Annotated in this window: 17 protein-coding genes; 3 read left to right on the forward strand and 14 right to left on the reverse strand. The window is 58.3% G+C overall.

Going from position 1 to position 19,047, the window contains the following annotated elements:
- Window positions 1-2: 2 nt before the first annotated feature.
- From WG622_RS15740 to WG622_RS15770, 7 genes are all read right to left on the reverse strand, one after another.
- On the reverse strand, window positions 3-329 hold the full coding sequence (locus WG622_RS15740; RefSeq protein WP_339404462.1) for a DUF3775 domain-containing protein: 327 nt from the start codon (window positions 327-329) through the stop codon (window positions 3-5).
- An 85-nt stretch (window positions 330-414) separates the two neighbouring features.
- Window positions 415-1,698 (reverse strand): DNA recombination protein RmuC, encoded by a 1,284-nt coding sequence (locus WG622_RS15745; protein ID WP_339404463.1) that lies wholly within the window; start codon window positions 1,696-1,698, stop codon window positions 415-417.
- Window positions 1,698-3,593 (reverse strand): DNA mismatch repair endonuclease MutL, encoded by a 1,896-nt coding sequence (gene mutL, locus WG622_RS15750; RefSeq protein ID WP_339404464.1) that lies wholly within the window; start codon window positions 3,591-3,593, stop codon window positions 1,698-1,700. The genes WG622_RS15745 and mutL overlap by 1 nt, the downstream gene beginning before the upstream one ends.
- Window positions 3,594-3,641: 48 nt before the next feature.
- Window positions 3,642-4,568: a metal ABC transporter permease gene (locus WG622_RS15755; RefSeq protein ID WP_339404465.1), complete on the reverse strand. Its 927-nt coding sequence runs from the start codon at window positions 4,566-4,568 to the stop codon at window positions 3,642-3,644.
- On the reverse strand, window positions 4,565-5,767 hold the full coding sequence (locus WG622_RS15760; protein WP_339404466.1) for a metal ABC transporter permease: 1,203 nt from the start codon (window positions 5,765-5,767) through the stop codon (window positions 4,565-4,567). The genes WG622_RS15755 and WG622_RS15760 overlap by 4 nt, the downstream gene beginning before the upstream one ends.
- Window positions 5,767-6,570 (reverse strand): metal ABC transporter ATP-binding protein, encoded by an 804-nt coding sequence (locus WG622_RS15765; protein WP_339404467.1) that lies wholly within the window; start codon window positions 6,568-6,570, stop codon window positions 5,767-5,769. Before WG622_RS15765 ends, WG622_RS15760 begins: the two co-directional genes overlap by 1 nt.
- A 3-nt stretch (window positions 6,571-6,573) precedes the next feature.
- Complete coding sequence (locus WG622_RS15770) at window positions 6,574-7,527, reverse strand: metal ABC transporter solute-binding protein, Zn/Mn family (RefSeq protein ID WP_438839176.1); 954 nt, start codon at window positions 7,525-7,527, stop codon at window positions 6,574-6,576.
- A 213-nt stretch (window positions 7,528-7,740) separates the two neighbouring features.
- Here WG622_RS15770 and deoC point away from each other — a divergent pair, with 213 nt between their 5' ends.
- From deoC to WG622_RS15785, 3 genes are read left to right on the forward strand one after another with little or no spacing between them, the layout of a single operon-like run.
- Window positions 7,741-8,733, forward strand: a complete 993-nt coding sequence (gene deoC, locus WG622_RS15775) for a deoxyribose-phosphate aldolase (protein ID WP_339404468.1) — start codon at window positions 7,741-7,743, stop codon at window positions 8,731-8,733.
- Window positions 8,720-9,523 (forward strand): polysaccharide lyase family 20 protein, encoded by an 804-nt coding sequence (locus WG622_RS15780; protein ID WP_339404469.1) that lies wholly within the window; start codon window positions 8,720-8,722, stop codon window positions 9,521-9,523. The genes deoC and WG622_RS15780 overlap by 14 nt, the downstream gene beginning before the upstream one ends.
- A gap of 3 nt (window positions 9,524-9,526) precedes the next feature.
- Entirely contained in the window at window positions 9,527-11,881 is a 2,355-nt protein-coding gene (locus WG622_RS15785; RefSeq protein WP_339404470.1) for an aldehyde dehydrogenase family protein, read from the forward strand.
- Window positions 11,882-11,939: 58 nt separating this feature from the next.
- Here the strand turns inward: WG622_RS15785 and WG622_RS15790 are convergent, their stop codons facing one another.
- The 7 genes from WG622_RS15790 to purH form a co-directional block, all read right to left on the reverse strand.
- Complete coding sequence (locus WG622_RS15790) at window positions 11,940-12,392, reverse strand: MarR family winged helix-turn-helix transcriptional regulator (RefSeq protein ID WP_339404471.1); 453 nt, start codon at window positions 12,390-12,392, stop codon at window positions 11,940-11,942.
- A complete protein-coding gene (locus WG622_RS15795) occupies window positions 12,379-13,524 on the reverse strand; it encodes an Acg family FMN-binding oxidoreductase (protein WP_339404472.1) in 1,146 nt (381 codons plus the stop codon). The genes WG622_RS15790 and WG622_RS15795 overlap by 14 nt, the downstream gene beginning before the upstream one ends.
- 139 nt (window positions 13,525-13,663) lie before the next feature.
- The gene (locus WG622_RS15800) at window positions 13,664-14,959 is read right to left on the reverse strand and encodes a M16 family metallopeptidase (RefSeq protein ID WP_339404473.1); all 1,296 of its coding nucleotides are present in this window, start codon (window positions 14,957-14,959) and stop codon (window positions 13,664-13,666) included.
- Window positions 14,956-16,293 carry a M16 family metallopeptidase gene (locus WG622_RS15805; RefSeq protein WP_438839177.1) on the reverse strand — a complete coding sequence of 446 codons (1,338 nt, stop codon included), beginning with the start codon at window positions 16,291-16,293 and terminating at the stop codon, window positions 14,956-14,958. Before WG622_RS15805 ends, WG622_RS15800 begins: the two co-directional genes overlap by 4 nt.
- 82 nt (window positions 16,294-16,375) lie before the next feature.
- Window positions 16,376-16,894, reverse strand: a complete 519-nt coding sequence (locus tag WG622_RS15810; protein ID WP_245168781.1) for a DUF3035 domain-containing protein — start codon at window positions 16,892-16,894, stop codon at window positions 16,376-16,378.
- 51 nt (window positions 16,895-16,945) lie between these two features.
- Window positions 16,946-17,416 carry a signal peptidase II gene (gene lspA / locus WG622_RS15815; RefSeq protein ID WP_339404474.1) on the reverse strand — a complete coding sequence of 157 codons (471 nt, stop codon included), beginning with the start codon at window positions 17,414-17,416 and terminating at the stop codon, window positions 16,946-16,948.
- 28 nt (window positions 17,417-17,444) lie between these two features.
- Window positions 17,445-19,034 (reverse strand): bifunctional phosphoribosylaminoimidazolecarboxamide formyltransferase/IMP cyclohydrolase, encoded by a 1,590-nt coding sequence (gene purH, locus WG622_RS15820; RefSeq protein WP_339404475.1) that lies wholly within the window; start codon window positions 19,032-19,034, stop codon window positions 17,445-17,447.
- Window positions 19,035-19,047: the final 13 nt, after the last annotated feature.

Consider the following 19,047-nt stretch of genomic DNA (forward strand, 5'->3'; position numbering starts at 1 on the left):
TGTTACCCTCGTCGGATCAGCGAGTCTTCAGCGTCAATCAAAGAAATGCCAAGCGCTTCCATGCCGTTTTCCAGATGATCCGACAAATGGGGTGTGCCAATCAAATAGTCGACCGTCGGAGTCGTGGCGTGCTCCTTTGCCGACTGAATGGCCTGTGCAAGGTCCTCTGGCTCAAAGCTCTCACGGCCGATCCACATCACCGCGACCAAACTCGTCAGTTCTTCTTCGTTCAGGCGATCAAAAAAACCGCGTAGCTCGCCCTCGGCCCGGTCCAATTCACGGCCCATCAGAACGATCTGAGCGACTTTCCTCGGTGTAATCTCAAGCATGAGAATCTCCTTCCATGAGGAAAGAGTGTCACCGCGCGCCGCAGATGGGCTTTGACTTGCATCAATTTAAGGCAAAAACACTAGGCTACTCACCCGGCTGTTTGGCCAGCGGAACCACGTTATCAGCCTCAGGCGCCAGTTCCTCGAAATCAAAGTTATCGAGTTTATGCGCCCTTTTGCTGGCCCGAGAGCTGGCGGTCAGGATCCCGGCAACGTCCTCGCCCGCCTGCCGAAGATGGGTTTCCAGCTTTCCGGCGCGTTCGCCAACAATCTCAACATCGCGATGCAGGTTTTTCAGAGCCTTACGGATCTCCCCCGCCTGCTCACGCATCCGAGCGTCCTTCAGGATTGCGCGCATTGTATTCAACGTCGCCATGCAGGTGGTCGGCGAGACAATCCAGACCCGCGCCTCAAACCCCTCTCGGACAAGATCAGGAAACTTTGCGTGCAGCTCGGCGTAAATAGCCTCCGAGGGCAGGAACATCAGCGCGCCATCTGCGGTCTCGCCTTCGATGATGTATTTCTCTGAGATATCCTTGATGTGCTTCCTCACAGAGGTCTTAAACATCTGGATCCCAGCCTTGAGCTCAGCCTCAGACGTCGACGCCAGCATCGCCTCATAGGCCTCAAGCGGGAACTTGCTGTCGATCACAATCGGGCCCGGCGGGTTTGGCAAATGGATCAAACAGTCCGCCCGTTTGCCGTTACTGAGCGTGACTTGCAGCGCATAGCTGTCTGTAGGTAGCGCCTTGCCGACGATGTCATTGAGCTGGATTTCTCCAAAGGCACCACGGGTCTGTTTGTTGCTAAGGATATCCTGCAGGCTTAGCACGTCGCCCGAGAGCTTGGTGATATTCTCTTGTGCTTTATCGATGGTCGCGAGCCGCTCCTGAAGCTGGGTCAGACTGGTGGCAGTCTGTTTCGCATTGCCCATCAGGCTCTGGTTCAGCTTTTCCTGCAAATCCGCCAGCGATTGGTTGGTCCGCAGCTGCATATTCGCGAGGTTTTCCTGCAGCTTTAACTGTTGCGCGCCAAGATTATCAGCCATCTGCTGCTGCATCTTGGCCAAATTCTCGCCCGTACCACGCTGCACTTTGGCGAGGTTTTCATGCATATTGATCTGCACCTCGCCAAGCCGTTGCTCGACCAATGTACCAATCTGCCCCTGAGACTGCGCAAGCGTCGCCATATTGCCGTCCAGCTGCGCCTGCCCGGTCGCCAGTTGATCCACACGCTGCGCCATCATGGCGACTTGATCTGCGGATCGGGAGGACGCGCGCAGAACCGACCAGAGCATTAAGATGATCACACCCAGAACGACGGCTCCGACCATCACATAGGTCTGCATTTGCGGGTCAGAAAAATCCATCACGTCCGTCCAAACAGCCGTTCAATATCGGCCAGTTTCAATTCCACATAAGTCGGGCGGCCATGGTTGCATTGGCCAGAATGCGGCGTTGCTTCCATTTCACGCAAAAGCGCATTCATCTCTTCGCCCCGCATCCGGCGACCAGATCGGATCGACCCGTGACAGGCCACGCGACTTAGAATTGCTTCGATCTTGGCCTGCACCAACAGGCTTTCGCCCTGATCATCCAACTCATCCAGAATATCGAGCACCATCGCGCGGGCATTGACTTCGCCCAGAATGGCTGGAGTTTCTCGCACGGCGATCGCGCTTCCACCAAAGGGCTCAAGCGTCAGGCCGAAATTTGATAGTTCTTCGGAGACCGCAAGGATCCGTGCGCAGTCGCCTTCTGACAGATCAATGATCTCGGGGATTAAAAGCGCCTGCGCCGCCACGCCATTTTCCGCCATCTGGCGTTTCAGCCTTTCATAGACCAGCCGTTCGTGCGCCGCATGCTGGTCCACGATGACCATGCCGTCGGCCGTCTGCGCGATGATATAATTCTCATGCACCTGCCCACGTGCCGCACCCAATGGTTGAGCCTCGGCACTCTCTTCAGTCCCTTGCGGTTCCTCATCGAGCGCATCAACCCGGCCCGCAACAGGCGCCTCCATCAACCCCGCGCCGGGGGCGCTGTCCCAAGCCGTGGGCGCCTCGGCCAGACCCGGCGCTTGCGCGTGGTAGGCTGCCGTCCGTGCTCCCAAAGACGGACGGTCCATCTGGTAAACCCGCGCACCACCGCCTGCAGGGATCGGCTCGGGACGCATCGCGCCCAAAGTCGCCCCCGCCACCGTCGTTGAGGCGCGATGCCCCGCCTCGGCCAGAGCATGCCGCAGAGCCGAAACGATCAGCCCCCGCGCCAGACCCGGATCACGGAACCGAACCTCGGATTTCGCCGGATGCACGTTCACATCCACAAGCTGCGGGTCGCAATCGATAAACAAAGCCGCCGCCGGATGACGATCTCGGCTGAGGAAATCGAAATAGGCCCCGCGCAGAGCGCCCACGAGCAGCTTGTCCTTCACAGGCCGCCCATTCACGAACAGGTATTGCGCCACAGACGAGCCCCTCGAATAGGTCGGCAGCGCTGCATATCCGATCAATCGCAGCCCTTCGCGCTCTGCATCAATCCGCAGCGCGTTCTCGGCAAACTCCGCCCCCAAAATCCGCGCCAAACGGCCATGCAGCGCGTCAAACAGATCTCCGTTTTCGGGATCCGCGCGAAACGAAACACGCCCGTCGCCGCCGCCCGTCACATCGCGCAAGGTAAATCCGACGAAAGGTTCCGCCATCGCCAAGCGTTTGACGACATCGCTGATCGCCTGAGATTCCGCGCGATCCGAGCGCATGAATTTCAGCCGCGCCGGTGTCGCGTAAAACAAGTCGCGCAACTCGACGATCGTGCCTCCGCCCAAGGCCGCGGGCCTCACCGCAGACATCTCGCCGCCCGCAACGGAGATGGAGAACGCACCCTGCCCTGCAACCCGCGAAGTGATTGTCAGACGCCCGACCGCACCGAGGGACGGCAGTGCCTCACCGCGAAACCCGAAGGTGTGGATATCCAGCAAATCCGAGCCATCGATTTTCGACGTGGCATGGCGGCTCATGGCCAAGGGCAATTGCGCCTCAGAGATACCGCAGCCGTCGTCCGTGGCGCGGATCAGCGTTTTGCCGCCATCAGCAATCGCCACCTCGATCCGGCGCGCACCCGCATCAATCGCGTTCTCGACCAGTTCTTTCACCGCGGAAGCCGGGCGCTCTACCACTTCGCCCGCCGCGATCCGGTTGATCGCGCCATCGTCCAATTGACGAATAACCGGTAGATTTTCGCTTATTTTGCGGTCTTCTTGTAGCATACCGCCAAATCTAGCACGCCCAGCCGCGATTCTGCCAGCCCTTCCGAGTTAGGCGACAGGGGCTCCGCTGCGCGTACGGCAGGGGCCGAAGACAGCCGCCAACCCCAGTAAAATACCGGAAACCGTCGCGATCATTCCAGCGGCGGAGACCGCGTTGGCCGCGCCGAACCAAAGTGGGCCATAGCCAGCGAAAACATATCCCAGAACGGCAGAAAGCACCGCGAAAACCACGCTCCAAAACACTTGCCGCTCCAGGCTATTCGTCATCATACGCGCCGCAGCCGGAGGGCAAATAAACATCGCGATCACAATGATCGAGCCGACCGCATCAAAGGCCGCAACCGCTGCAATCGCCGAAACCACAACCAACCCCAATCCCACCGTGCCGGTCGGCACGCCGACGGCTTCAGCGAAGCCTGCATCGAAGGTCGAGATCTTTAGTGGTCTCCACAGAACCCAAGTGAATAGCCCAACGACCAGCAGAGTAATCGCCATCCGCAAAAGCTCGTCAGGCAGACCTGCCAAAGCGACCGGATCCCAGAGGCTCTGCCAGCCCGTCGCGTCTAGCCAGATCAAGCTTTCCAGATTGCCATAAAGTGCGTGTTCAACGTCCAGATGTACCGAGGACGTATCGCTTTGCTCCAAGAGCAAGACACCACCCGCAAACATCGCCGTAAACACAACACCCATCGCCGCGCCCGGTTCAATACGGCCAAGGCGGCGAATGGCTTCGATCAAGCCGACAGCGACCAAGGCCGCAAGCGCTGCGCCTATCATCATGGGCCAGGCGGACACCACGCCAGTCACCAGGAAAGCGACGACGATCCCAGGCAGGACGACGTGGCTTATGGCGTCTCCGATCAGGGCCTGTTTTCGCAGGACCAGAAAGTTCCCGGGCAAGGCACAGGCGACAGCCGCCAAGACCCCGATCACGAGGGGGGGCAAACTGAGGGGGACGAACTCTGCGCCGCTCATGCCAGGGCCTCGGGTGGGGCAAGTTTGGCGTCGACCTCTGCGATTTGGTCGACCGTCAGCACAGTTTCCAAGGCGCGCATGCCGTCATAGAGCGCCGCCGCGCCCTCCATCGCCTGATCAGCACGCACAATCTCCCAACGCTTTTCGTCAAGCAGCGCCTTCGCGGCGCGGGCACGGCCTGCTTCGGTGGCGACACCGTCAGCGGACACAAGACCTGCGCGTTGCAATATCCGAGACGTGTAACGTTCGTAGATGGGTTGCCCCTGCGCCAGCGCCAAAAGCCCTTGGCGCAGATGCACCCGCGCCTGAAAGCGACGGTGGCGCAATACGGCGGCGAGCACCCCCCGGTTGGGCGCAAGTAGCAACGAGACGACGAAACCCGCGAAACTGACCAAGACGATGATCGGCCCCGTCGGCATCGAAGGAACGACGGCGGACCATGCCGCCCCGAGATAGGCCGCAAGCCCCCCAGCAGCGCCGGAAATAACCACCATCGTGTCGGTGCGGTCAGTCCAAAACCGCGCGGTCACCGGCGGAATAATCAGCATTGCAACGATCAGGATCAGACCGACGATTTTTAACCCGATCACGGTCACGGCCATGGCCAAACCCATGATGGCAAGGTCGATCTGGGCCACATTGCGCCCCGTTGCAGCGGCGTATTCGGGATCAAACGCCACCAGAGTCATTGGCCGCCGTAACGCTACAACCAAGGCCAAAGTCACCGCGCCTCCGAGGGCGATCACCATGGCTTCGTTCCACAGCATGCCGGCGGTCGAGCCCAACAAGAAGCCTTCGAGCCCGGCCTGACGGCCAGAGGACATGGTCTGAATAACCGTCAGCAAGACGATCCCAAAGCCGAAAAACACTGAAAGCACCGCGCCGATGGCCGCGTCTTCTGCCAAACGGGTGCGACGCGTCAGCCAGTTCACACAAAGCAGCCCGATCCCGGCTGAAACAGCGGATCCAAGAAGCAAGCCGATCAGATTTCGGCCGTCCCCTCCAAGGGCGACCATAAGCATGAAGGCCAAGCCGACTCCGGGCAGGGTCGCATGGCTGATTGCATCGCTGACCAATGCGCGTTTGCGCAGAAACAGGAATGTCCCTGTGACCCCAGCCGCCACGCCCAAACAGGCCGCGCCAAGCATGACAAGCGTGGCGTTATAGCCCAGCTGTAGCGTCACCGCCTGCCAGAACATCAGCCCGCGGCCAGTTCCAGCTGGTCGATCTGCGCCATCGCAAGACGGCCGCCATAGGTTTTATTAAGATTTTCCGCGGTGAAGGTGGTCTCGACCGGGCCTTCTGCCACTTTGCGTGTGTTGATCAGGAAAATGTCGTCAAAATATTCCGTCACAGTCGCCAGATCGTGGTGCACGGCGACCACGGTTTTGCCCTCTTCACGCAGGGATTTCAGTACGGCGATGATGGCGCGTTCTGTGGCGGCGTCTACACCGGCAAAGGGCTCGTCCAGCATATAGAGATCAGCATTCTGCGACAAAGCGCGCGCCAGAAACACCCGCTGTTGCTGGCCTCCGGAGAGCTGGCCAATCTGGCGATCGGCGAAATCTTGCATGCCAACACGGTCCAGACAGGCCAAAGCCCTTTCCCGATGATGGGCACGGACACGCCCCAAAAGGCCAAGCTCGCGCTGCAAGCCCATCAGCACCACGTCAATCACACGGGTCGGGAAATCCCAATCCACAGAGGCGCGCTGAGGCACATAGGCAATCCGGTGACGCTGGGATTTCAGCGATTTCCCATGCACCAAAGCCTGCCCCGCCAAAGGCGAAATGATGCCAAGGGCCGCCTTAAGCAATGTGGATTTGCCGGCCCCATTGGGACCGACAATGGCCGTCATACGACCTTTGCTCAGAGTCATGTCGACCGAAAAGACAGCTGGCTTTTCGCCATAGGACACGGTCAAACCCCGCACAGCCAATGGGCTGATGGTTGGATCTTCTGCCTGAGACCGCCCGTCCAAAGAAGCCAGCGTCATTGCCATCGTTTAAGACCCCGCACTCAACTTGTTGTTCATGCCACGCAAAGGTGCATTACCGCCAAGCGCGTTGGTGATCACCGTCGCGTTGTGATCGATCATTCCAATGTAGGTACCCTCATAGGTGCCATCCTCACCCATAGCATCCGAGAAAAGCTCGCCGCCGATAGAGACCTTGTGCCCCTTGGCCGCAGCACCTTCAATGACGGCACGCATGGAACGATCCGACACAGAGGTCTCGACAAAGACCGCGCGGATGTCGCGGGTTACCAGAAGGTCAACCAATTCAGAGATGCGGTTCAAACCGGCCTCGGACTCGGTCGAAATGCCCTGGATACCAAGGACTTCGAACCCGTAGGCCTCACCAAAGTAGCCGAAAGCGTCATGGGCAGACAAAAGGACGCGCGACTGTTCCGGCACGGATGCCAAAGCCGATTTCGCATAGCCCGAGAGACGATCAATCTCTGCGAGGTGCTCTTGCGCATTGGCTGCAAAAACATCCGCGCTTTCAGGTTGCGTTGCCGTCAAAGCGCTTTGCACTTGCTCTACAATCAGTGCCCAGATGTCCGGGTTCATCCAGACATGCGGGTCAAACTTGTCGTCATAGTCATCATGGCCGCGCAGCAGGGATGTATCCAGTCCAGCGGCGACCTCAACAACGTTACGTTTCGCGGAAAGATCGGTGAAGAAATCTTCCATCTGCGCTTCAAGATAGAGACCGTGCCAAAGCACCAGATCCGCGCGAGTCATTGCAACGATATCGGTGCGGGTCTGGCGATAGGCATGCGGGTCCACGCCCGGCCCCATCAGGCCCTTGACCTCGACAAGATCGCCCCCGACTTGACGTGCCGCATCAGCGATCATGCCAGTGGTCGCAACCACATTCAAACGATCCATCGCAAAGGATGGAGCAGCCAAAATGGCCATTACAAAAGACAAGAGAACACGACGATAGAATCGCATTGGGTTTCCTTCGATTTCAAATTGAATATGAGAACCATTCTCAACTCTGTCAATGTTATTGAGAATTATTCGCAATTAAGTCAAGCAACTTGAGAACCATTCTCAAATAAATTTTGACTTTTTGGTCAAATTAGAAGCTGTACCAAGCGTCACACCGCTTGAACTCTTAAAACACGCATGAGACGGTAGTTCGGAATTTGCGAAGGACGAGTCATGGAAACTACGACCATCGAGGCAGCGACGCATCAACTGCCTCAGGCGATCGAGCCGCGCAATCCGGGCATGGATCTGGATTTGGATTGGGTGCGCGCCGTACAGGTAAATACCTCGGCCGTAGAACGGCGCGCGGCGACTTTGCCGGGACGGCGCTCGGTTAAGAAAGACTATCAGGCGGCTTGGCTGTGTCGCGCGATTTCCTTGATCGACCTAACCACCCTGTCTGGTGACGATACCGAAGGCCGGGTCAAACGCCTTTGCGCCAAAGCCAAACAACCGGTGAACCCTGCCCTTTTGGCCGATCTCGACCTTCCCGACCTCACAACCGGCGCGATTTGTGTTTACCACGACATGATCGAAACCGCGGTTCAAGCTCTGGAAGGCACCGGCATACCTGTGGCTGCTGTATCGACCGGCTTTCCTGCGGGCTTATCGCCGTTCCACCTGCGAGTCGAAGAAATCCGCCAATCCGTGGCCGCTGGGGCCTCCGAAATCGACATCGTTATTACTCGCCGTCATGTACTGCAAGGCAATTGGCAGGCACTTTATGATGAAATGAAAGCTTTCCGCGAAGCCTGCGGCGACGCTCATGTCAAAGCCATCCTCGCAACTGGAGAACTGGGCACCCTTCGCAACGTCGCCCGCGCCTCGTTGGTGTGCATGATGGCGGGCGCTGATTTCATCAAGACCTCGACCGGCAAAGAGAGCGTCAACGCCACCCTACCCGTCTCGCTGACCATGATCCGCGCGATCCGCGATTACTATGACCGCACCGGTTATCGCGTGGGGTACAAACCCGCGGGCGGGATTTCCAAGGCCAAAGATGCGCTGGTCTATCTGGCCCTGATGAAAGACGAACTTGGCGATCGCTGGTTGCAGCCTGATCTGTTCCGTTTTGGAGCCTCGTCGCTGCTGGGTGATATCGAACGTCAACTCGAACATCACCTGACAGGCCGCTATTCCGCGGGGTACCGCCATGCCATGGGGTAAACGCATCGCATGGGTGCTGTCCCTTGCTCTGGCCACGACGCTTGTCACAACGGATGCAGACGCCCGACGTCTGTCCGGCGAGCGGTCGCTTAGCAAAACTAAATGGGGTTATCAGATCGTGAAATCCCCGGTGCGCGCAGGTAAGCGCGCGCAGCGTTTCGAAGTGCGCCCCGGCGATTGCGCCAGCGAAGGCAGCTGGAGCGATTGCAAAAACGACAGAGAGCGCAGCGAAATTCGCCTGAAGCAGGTCTGGCGCTATGGGTCAACGCAATGGATCGGCTTTTCGGTCTACGTGCCACAGGATTTCAAAACGAGCAGTAAGGTCAACACGACGGTCGGTCAGATCCACCAACGTGGTGGGCCCTCGGGAACGGCAGGGGGGCTTCCGTCGTTCCCTCCGCTGATGCAGCTCGAAATGCGGGGCAATTCCTATGTCGCGGGCGTTCACATCCTGACGGGCAGCGCTGACAATGTGCGCGACAACGTCAAGAAATTCACGCTGGCGAACATAAACACGATGCGCGGGAAGTGGACGGATGTGATGATCCATCTGGATACGGACAACGACCGCGAAGTTCTGGAAGTCTATGTGAACGGAACCCGCAAGGCGGCGATCAAAGACTTCATCAATTTTGTACCCCGAGAGTTCTACTTCAAATATGGGATCTACCGGTCTTTCGTAAGCCGTCATAGCGGACCGATGCCGACACAGGTCCTATATATCGACGAGGTGAAACTCGGGAAAAGTGCAGACAAAGTACGCGTCAACGACGCCCGGCCAATGGATTGAGACATGACCGTAAAAGAGATTTTTGACACGATGGACTATGGCCCCGCCCCCGAAAGCGCTGGTGATGCGCTGGCCTGGCTTGTGGACCAAGGGGCCTCGTTCGGCCACTTCATCAACGGCGAATTCACCGCACCGACGGCTGACTTTGAATCTAAGAACCCAGCCAATGGCGAAGTCCTCGCCCACCTCAGCCAAGCCACGCAAGCCGATGTAGACTCTGCTGTTATGGCGGCGCGTGCTGCCTTTCCGGATTGGTCCGGTATGTCGAGCCATCACCGCGCACGCTATCTCTATGCCATTGCGCGCCTCTTGCAGAAACACAGCCGCCTCTTTGCGGTTCTGGAAACGCTCGACAACGGCAAGCCAATCCGCGAGAGCCGCGACATCGACATCCCACTGGTGCAACGGCATTTCTACTACCACGCAGGCATGGCCCAACTGATGGCCAGCGAATTACCTGATCGCGAGGCGCTTGGCGTGTGTGGCCAGATCATCCCCTGGAACTTCCCGCTGTTAATGCTGGCCTGGAAAGTTGCGCCAGCGCTGGCGATGGGCAACACCGTGGTGTTGAAACCTGCCGAATATACGTCCCTGACGGCTATCCTCTTCGCAGACATCTGCCGCCAGGCGGGCCTGCCCAAAGGCGTCGTTAATATCGTCACCGGAGACGGTTCTGTTGGTGAAAAGATCGTCACCCATGAGGATATCGACAAAATCGCCTTCACCGGCTCCACCTCTGTCGGCCGCAAAATCCGCGAAGCGACCGCAGGAAGCGGCAAGGCCCTAACGCTAGAGCTGGGCGGCAAATCCCCATATATCGTCTTTGACGACGCCGACATCGACAGCGCCATCGAAGGGCTGGTGGATGCGATCTGGTTCAACCAGGGCCAAGTCTGCTGCGCCGGATCGCGCCTTTTGGTGCAAGAAGGCATCGCAGATCGCTTCTACGCCAAGCTCAAGGCCCGCATGGCCAACCTGCGCATCGGAGACCCGCTGGACAAATGCATCGACGTCGGTGCCATCGTTGATCCAGTGCAGCTAGACACAATCACCTCCATGGTCGCCGCCAACACAGCGGGCGAAACCTATCACGCGCCGTGCGATGTGCCAGAAGACGGCTGTTTCTATCCGCCAACCCTGATCACCGGCCTCGCGCCCTCTGACCTATTGATGCAAGAGGAAATCTTCGGGCCCGTGCTCTGCTCAATGACCTTCCGCACACCTGCAGAGGCCGTCGAGATCGCGAATAACACACGCTATGGCCTCGCCGCGACGGTCTGGACCGAGAACGTGAACCTCGCCCTCGACATCGCCCCAAAACTGGCGGCCGGTGTGGTTTGGGTCAATGCGACCAATCTCTTTGATGCGGCGGCAGGCTTTGGCGGCATCCGCGAAAGCGGCTTTGGCCGCGAAGGCGGTTGGGAAGGGCTTATGGCCTATACCAAGCCAAAAGCCGAAACCGAGGCTTTGGACAAAATCGAAGCCTTCCCGGGTGACACAAGCGAAATCGGGTCTATCGATCCCCTGGACCGCACACCAAAGCTCTATATCGGTGGCAAGCAGGCACGTCCTGACGGTGGCTATTCGCAGAACATCTATGGACCGGATGGCCAGCTTTTGGGCCAATCCCCAATCGCCAATCGCAAAGATGTGCGCAATGCTGTCGAGGCAGCAGCAGGCGCAAAAGCATGGTCTAAGACCACAGGCCATCTGCGCGCGCAAATCCTCTACTACATCGCGGAAAACCTCGCTGCGCGATCTGAGGAATTTGCCGCGCGGATCGACAGCCTAACCGGCGGTAACTCCGGAGCCGTTGAAGTCGACGTCGCGATCTCGCGTCTCTTCACCTATGCCGCTTGGGCCGATAAGTTCGACGGCCAAGCCCATAATGTGCCAATCCGAGGCGTTGCCCTTGCCATGCGCGAACCCGTCGGCGTGATCGGAGCCATCTGCCCCGATGACACCCCGCTTCTGGGCCTTGTCTCGCTCATGGCACCGGCCATCGCGATGGGCAACAGGCTGGTTCTTGCGGCCTCAGAGGCCTTCCCCCTGGTCGCGCTGGACTTCTATCAGATCCTCGAGACATCTGACGTCCCTGCCGGAGTTGTAAACATTCTCACAGGGCCACATGCGGACCTCGCAGGCCCAATGGCGGATCATCTGAATTTGGATGCAATCTGGAGCTTCTCGTCTTCTGACTTGTCCGGATCCATCGAAGCCAAAAGTGCTGCCAACCTGAAACGGACCTGGGTGAACAATGGCCAGGACCGCGACTGGCTGGGCGATGCGGGCGAAGGGCGCGAATTCCTAGAGGCCGCGACCGAGGTCAAAAATATCTGGGTACCTTACGGCGAATAGGCGCCCCGTTTCATCTTGCCCTAAATACTCAAACAAACCCGGCCCAAGGCCGGGTTTTTCAATCGCGTGCCGCGTCCATATAGCCGCGCAGACGCTGTAAAAATGGCAGGGCGGCGGCGAATTCATCTGCTGGAAAATCACCCAAGAGCGTCTGAAACTCGGGCATGATCGCAGCGATTGCCTCGGCATGAAACCTGCGCCCCGCATCTGTCAGCATCACGCATTTAGACCGTGCGTCTTTTGGATTTGGCGCGAACTCAATAAGCCCTGCTTTCTTTAAGCCGGCTAACGTATGGGTCATCGTGGTTTTAGGCACCTGATGCGCCGTCGCAATCTGCAATGGCGTGCGCCCGTCACCCAAGCGCATCAAGTGATTGATCACCCCGAAATGCGAAATCAAAAGACCACCCGGCAATTTGCTTTCCAGCTGCCGCGTGGCCAATTGATTGATGATCCCGACTTCGTTGAAAAAGCCGAAAACAAGTTTTCCGATTTCGTCAGCTTGCGACAATCTTATGTTCCAATGACCAGCGCGGGCTAGGCGGCAGATCCGGACCATAGCCAATACGTCCAAACATTTGAACCGTTCCGCCCTCGGGCGCAAGTCGTGCGTGAATATCTCGGTAATGCGCGGCCATTTCGGGATATTCTTGCAAGGCCTGGCTGAGCGGATGAATCCCAAGACCCATCCCAGTCGCCGCAAGATTCACCCGTACCCAGTTCCGACCGGCGTTCAACTGGTCAATCCGCGTATTCGTGGCCGTCGTGAGCCAGACATACCCCATGGCAGTTTCACAATATCCAGCGACCATATCCAGCCCAGCCTGAAAGGACATGGACGTCGGATCGGCCGCTTGTTCCCGATCAAACAGACCTGCCAATTTCAGACTCTCAAACATGGGCCCAGAAAGATCGATCCCATCGGGCGAGGCATCAACCTCTTTGTGGCCGATCCGAAAGACTTCCACACTTTCCATATGGGTGCGCGGTGTGTTGAGTTCGACGAACAAGGCCTTCGTTGTGAGATCCCGAAAGTAAGCGATGTCTTCGGCATCCAAAGTGCTTCCAAAAGCAAGGTCGCTGCTCGCAGCCTTCAAAACCTCGACCGTTGACCCCGAAACTGGCCGCGAGGTGTCATAGGGCTCTTTATTGGACCGTCGCGTCAGAACATGCGCGAAAAGCGGATCGGGGTCTTGCGCCGCATCCTTTACAAAGACCGCCCGCGCGATCGGACGTGTATCCAGCGCTTTGGCGTCAAACCCATCTGGAAAATAGTCCAGATCAACGCGAAACCCATCCTGTGCCGCTGCAATACGCATCACCTCTAGAAAGGCCCCCAGTCCAATCGTGATTTGGCGGCTCATCGGATCAGTTTCGGGCAAGAGCTTGTCCGGATTGGCATAGAGCACGACCGTGTCTGGCTCGGACAGATCCACGAGCCAAGGCTGAAGGTTATGCGGGTTGGGGGATAGCAACGCGAAGGACAGCGCTTTTTGCCGAGGTTCGGCGTAGGTGCCCGCGAGTTCCCATGGTTTCACCGCGGCCTGCGGGCTGCGCGTCACGCGATAGCCGGTTGTAGCCGCTGCGGCGAGAATGACGCCGCCGCCGACAAGGGCGATGGCTTTGCGACGGGAAATAGTCATCTGCTTACTCCATTTTAATGCGACATCGTACTATTTAGTTCGATATCGTATTAAATGGAGATTCTGTCAACCCATTTCACAAAACAAAAAACCCCAGCGGACATCGCTGGGGTTTTCAGTGGCTTAAATTAAAAGGAAATCAGCTTTCAGGCTGCCCCACGATCACAAAATGCAGATCCTCTGGCCGCATCAGCCGCGCCGCCACACGCCGCACGTCCTCTAGCGTGACCGCGCGCACCTTGTCGTTGCGCCCCGCGATATAGTCGAGGCCCAAATCATCCATCTGCATGCCGACCATAATATTCGCAATCGCGGCGTTGCCATCAAAGCGGAGCGGATAGGCCCCGGTCAGATAGGCCTTTGCCGCGTCGAGCTCTTCAGGTGTTGGCCCTTCAGACGCCATCCGCGCCCATTCAGATTTCACCACATCCACCGCCTGCATCACGCGATCATTGGCCGAGGCCACAGAGCCCAGATAAAGCTCGGCTTGATCCATCGCGATCAGATAGGTGCCGATGCCATAGGTCAGTCCGCGTTTCTCGCGCACCTCTTCCATCAAGCGATTGTCAAAGCTGCTGCCACCCATGATCGTATTCAGCAAAAAGGCTGCAAAGAAATCAGGATCATCTCGCTCGATCCCTTCGTGGCCGAAGAGTGCGACCGACTGAGGCGTCGCGAAATCGACGATGGTCTGACCTCCGGCGAGGCTGAATTCCGCCGGTCCGGCAAATGCTGCGCCTGTTTCTGGGAGGCCCATCAGCAAATCATCCAGCATCACGCCCAGTTCCTCGGCGGTGATATCCCCGACAGCAGAAACATAGACCCGATCCAGTGCCAGAGCACCGCGATGCGCGTCTATGATATCGTCCCGCGTCAGGCCAAGAACGCTGTCCTCGGTCCCATCCATCGAAGACCCATAGGGGTGGTCCCCAAAAGCCAATTCATCAAACTTGGCCGATGCAATCCTGTTTGGATCTTTGGCATCCGACCGGATCCCACTCAGCACCTGTTCGCGCACACGGTCGATAGACACTTGATCAAAGCGCGGCTCTACGACCGACTTGCGGAACAGAGCAATCGCTTCATCACGGTTCTCGGTCAGGAATTTGGCCGAGAGCGCGATGGATTCATCATAAGCGCGATAGCCAAATTGCGCGGCCAGTTCTTCGGTCGCCTTGGCAAAGTCGCGTGCATCCATATCGCCGGTGCCTTCCTCCAGAAGGCCGACCATCAAGTTTGTTGCACCACGCTTGCCCGGCAAATCGAGCGTCCCGCCGCCTCGGAACCGCAGTTCCAGCGCCACGAAGGGGATCGACGGTTCTTCGACAAGCCATGCTGTAATCCCGCCGGGGCTGGTCACCTCTTTGATGTCGATTTCAGCCCGCGCAGGCAGGGCTGCAAAGATCATCACAACGCCTAGGACAAAACGGATCATTGGGTCACCTCCTCAGCAGGTTTACGCAACCAGCCGGTCACAGAGTTCTCGATTTTGAACACGCGCTCTGCCGCAGCAACAATTTCTTCGCCGGTGATCGATTGAAGGATATCCGGCCAGTCTTGCACGTCTTGAATGGTCAATCCGCTGGTCAAAGCGCGCCCATAGCGGTTGCCGACCGCATCCGCATCGTCCCGCGCATAGATCTGGGCCGCACGCAGCTGCATTTTGATGCGCTGCAAGTGATCCTCATCCACGCCATCTTTGATGAATTGGCGCACCGAGGCATCCATCGCGTCCTCGGCCTCTTGCAGGCCCACGCCTTCGGACGGCACGATCACCAGCCCAAAGGTTGTGTCATCCAGCGACATGCCGCCGTAGAAGGCCGTTGTGTAGACCGCTTGCTTGCTGCCAAATTGCAGATCGCGTGGCAGAACCGCCGTCGGGCCATCGCCCAGGATCGCGGCCAACAACGTTAGCGCCGCCGCTTCTCGCTGATCGCCTGCATCCCGTTCCGGCGCGAGATAGCTGCGGGTCACATATTCCTGTGCCACGCGGGCATCGCGATAGACCATACGACGTGCCGACAATTGCGGAGGCTCTTGCGTCCGGGCACGTGGTTTCAGATCAGGATTGGCCGGGATCACGCCGTAGTATTTATCCGCCAACGCGCGCACGTCTTCGGGTTCGACATCACCAGCCACGATCAGAATCGCATTATTCGGCGCATAGAATTCTTCGTAGAAGGCCAGCGCGTCGGCCATATCCAAGGTCTCCATCTCATGACGCCAGCCGATAATCGGCACGCCATAGCGATGGTTCATATATTGCGCGGCCATGCGTTGTTCGCGGAAGAGGGCGCCTGCGCTGTTTTCGGTGCGTTGGTTGCGTTCTTCGATGATCACATCGCGTTCTGTCAGGATATCCTCTTCGGTCAGCCGCAGATTGACCATGCGGTCGCTCTCCATCTGCATCATCAACTCCAGTCGATCCGCTGCGACGCGTTGGTAGTAGGCCGTATAGTCATAACTGGTGAATGCGTTGTCCTGCCCACCTTGGGCGGTCACGGTCTCGGAAAACTCACCCGGGGCGAGGTTTTCCGTCTGCTTGAACATCAGATGTTCCAGAAAATGCGCGATGCCTGAGGTGCCAGCGGGTTCATCGGCAGAACCTGCTTTGTACCAGACCATATGCATGACAACGGGGGCACGATGATCCTCGACCACCACGACCTGCATCCCATTGTCCAAGGTGAAATCCGTCACCGCTTCTTGCGCGCGGGCCGGAAGCGTCGCCGCAATGGCAAGCCCGGCCAGCAAGATCATGCGCCGCATGGCACTCTCCTCTGTCGTTTGAACAGATAGTTACGCCGCGCGGGGCGCGCTTCAACCGGTTTTACGCGATTGTGAGCGAAGATTACTGAGGCGGCGTAGGGGCCGTCGGCGTTTTCACGCCGGCGCGACGCCAGCGGGCGAGCTCGCGATAGGCGTTCAGGTGATAGCGGCGATAGATTTCGTTGTAGCGGTCGTTAGACCCAAGACGCCAGGACACAAAGCGGTTGAATTGACCTCGGACGGCCTCGTCATCCTGCGCCAGTTGCTCGCGGATATTTGGGTTCGTGCCATTGCGAGATGCATAGCTGACAAGCGCGCTGTCCGTTGCGGGGAAGGACGACCCAGCCGAGGCCGTGGTACGATTGCCGCCCAAGGCCGCTGCGCCTTCAGCCAATGGATCAACGTCTGCAAGGTTGGTGCCCCCCGGCGTTGGTTCCGGCAGACTGGAATAACTTGCAGGCGCTGCGAGTTCCTTGGTCGGCATGATCGCGAATTCATCCGGGCCTTCGTCGCCAGAAGACAGCACACGGATGCCTTTCTCGTTGGCACAACCGGCCAAGACCAGAACCATTCCCAAGATGACTGCGCGCATTCCGCCCATTCAGACGTCTCCTGTCGTTTCGCTTATGCTTAACGGATCGGATCCGATCCGTCACGCCTGCTTTTGAGCCCCGCCCCAAAAAGCCAACCCCAGTGCGCCGATAAACACAGAGATATCGGCCACGTTGAAGGCATATGGATTGTCAAAGCCACAGCAGCTCATGTTCAGAAAATCCGCCACGGCTCCGTAGATAAACCGGTCCACAACGTTGCCCAAAGCCCCGCCAATCAGCAAGCCCGCAGAGACCAGTCCCTTTATCTGAGGTCGATCCCGCCAGATCCAATAGATCACAAAGGTGCAGATCGTCAGCGCCACAAAGATCAACGCCCAGCGCGCGACGTCACTGTTTCCAGCCAAGAGGCCGAAGTTCACGCCGGTGTTCCAGGCCATGTGAAGGTTGAGGAAGGGCGGCCAGACCTCGATCCGCGTGACACGATCCAGTTCCAGCATATGGACGACATAGAATTTGGATGCCTGATCCAGCAGGAAAATCCAAAATCCGATCCAAAATACCAGCCGCATCTGCCGCCCCTTAACCTGTGCCTCGCCCTTAGTGGCGGAAGTGACGCATGCCTGTAAAGACCATTGCGAGTCCGGCTTCATCAGCGGCGGCAATCACCTCATTGTCGCGCATGGATCCGCCCGGCTGGATGACACAGGTGCCACCGGCTGCAGCGGCCTCAAGCAGACCGTCGGCAAATGGGAAGAAGGCGTCAGAAGCAACCGCAGAGCCTTTCGCGAGGCTTTCGTCCAGACCCAGCTCCGCCGCCATGCGCTCGGCTTTTGCGGCGGCGACATTCGCGCTATCCACACGGCTCATCTGGCCCGCGCCAACGCCGACGGTTGCGCCGTCTTTGACATAGACGATTGCGTTGGATTTCACGTGTTTCGCGACTTTCCAAGCAAATTGCAGATCGGCCATCTGCGCATCACTTGGCGCTTTCTTGGTGACGACCTTCAGTTCGTCCTCGGCCACGGAGCCTACGTCTTTGTCCTGCACCAACATGCCGCCTGCAACTTGCTTATAGGCCATGATCGGCTTTTTCGGATCCGGCAGACCGTCGGTCAGCAACAGACGCAGGTTTTTCTTGCTAGCAAAGATTTCTTTCGCCTCGTCAGACGCTCCGGGCGCAATCACGACCTCGGTGAAAATCTCCACGATCTTGGTCGCGGTTTCGGCATCCAAAGGCTGGTTCAAGGCGACAATACCGCCGAAGGCCGAGGTGCGGTCACAGTCAAAGGCCTTTTGATAGGCTTCCACGAGGGTCGCGCCCACGGCCACACCACAAGGGTTGGCGTGTTTAATGATCGCGCAGGCTGGGCCGTTCTCTGGTGCAAACTCTGCAACAAGTTCGAACGCGGCATCAGTGTCGTTGATGTTGTTGTAGGACAACTCCTTACCCTGCAACTGCTGAGCCGTCGCAACACCCGGACGACCGGAGCCATCGGTGTAAAAGGCCGCCTGCTGGTGGCTGTTCTCACCATAACGCAGGGTTTGCACCAACTCGCCTGCAACAGCGCGGCGACGTGGGGCTTCTTCGCCAATCGCCGCCGCCATCCAATTCGACACAGCCGCGTCATAGGCCGCGGTGCGCGCATAGGCGATCTGAGCTTGCTTGCGGCGGAAAGCGTAAGTCGTCTGACCGTCATTGGCATCCAGTTCTGCCAGAAGGCCGTCATAGTCCTGAACGTCCACAATCACCGCCACATCATCGTGGTTCTTCGAAGCCGCGCGGATCATCGCAGGGCCGCCGATGTCGATGTTCTCGATGCAGGTCTCGTAATCACCCCCCGCAGCCACGGTGGCCTCAAACGGGTAAAGGTTCACGACAAGCAGATCGATGCCGCTAATGCCATGCTCTTCCATTGCGGCGACATGCTCTGGGTTTGAGCGCAGCGCCAGAAGGCCACCGTGCACCTTGGGGTGCAACGTCTTTACACGCCCATCCATCATTTCAGGAAAGCCCGTGACATCCGCCACATCCACAACCGTCAGACCCGCATCACGCAGCGCTTTGGCGGAGCCACCGGTGGACAGCAGCTCTACACCACGATCGCTGAGGGACTTTCCGAGCTCGATCAGCCCCGTCTTGTCAGATACAGAAATCAGGGCGCGGCGGATCGGCGTCAGGTCGGTCATCGGTTTTGGGGTC

The organism is Cognatishimia coralii (assembly GCF_037478305.1).
Lineage (GTDB): Bacteria > Pseudomonadota > Alphaproteobacteria > Rhodobacterales > Rhodobacteraceae > Cognatishimia > Cognatishimia coralii.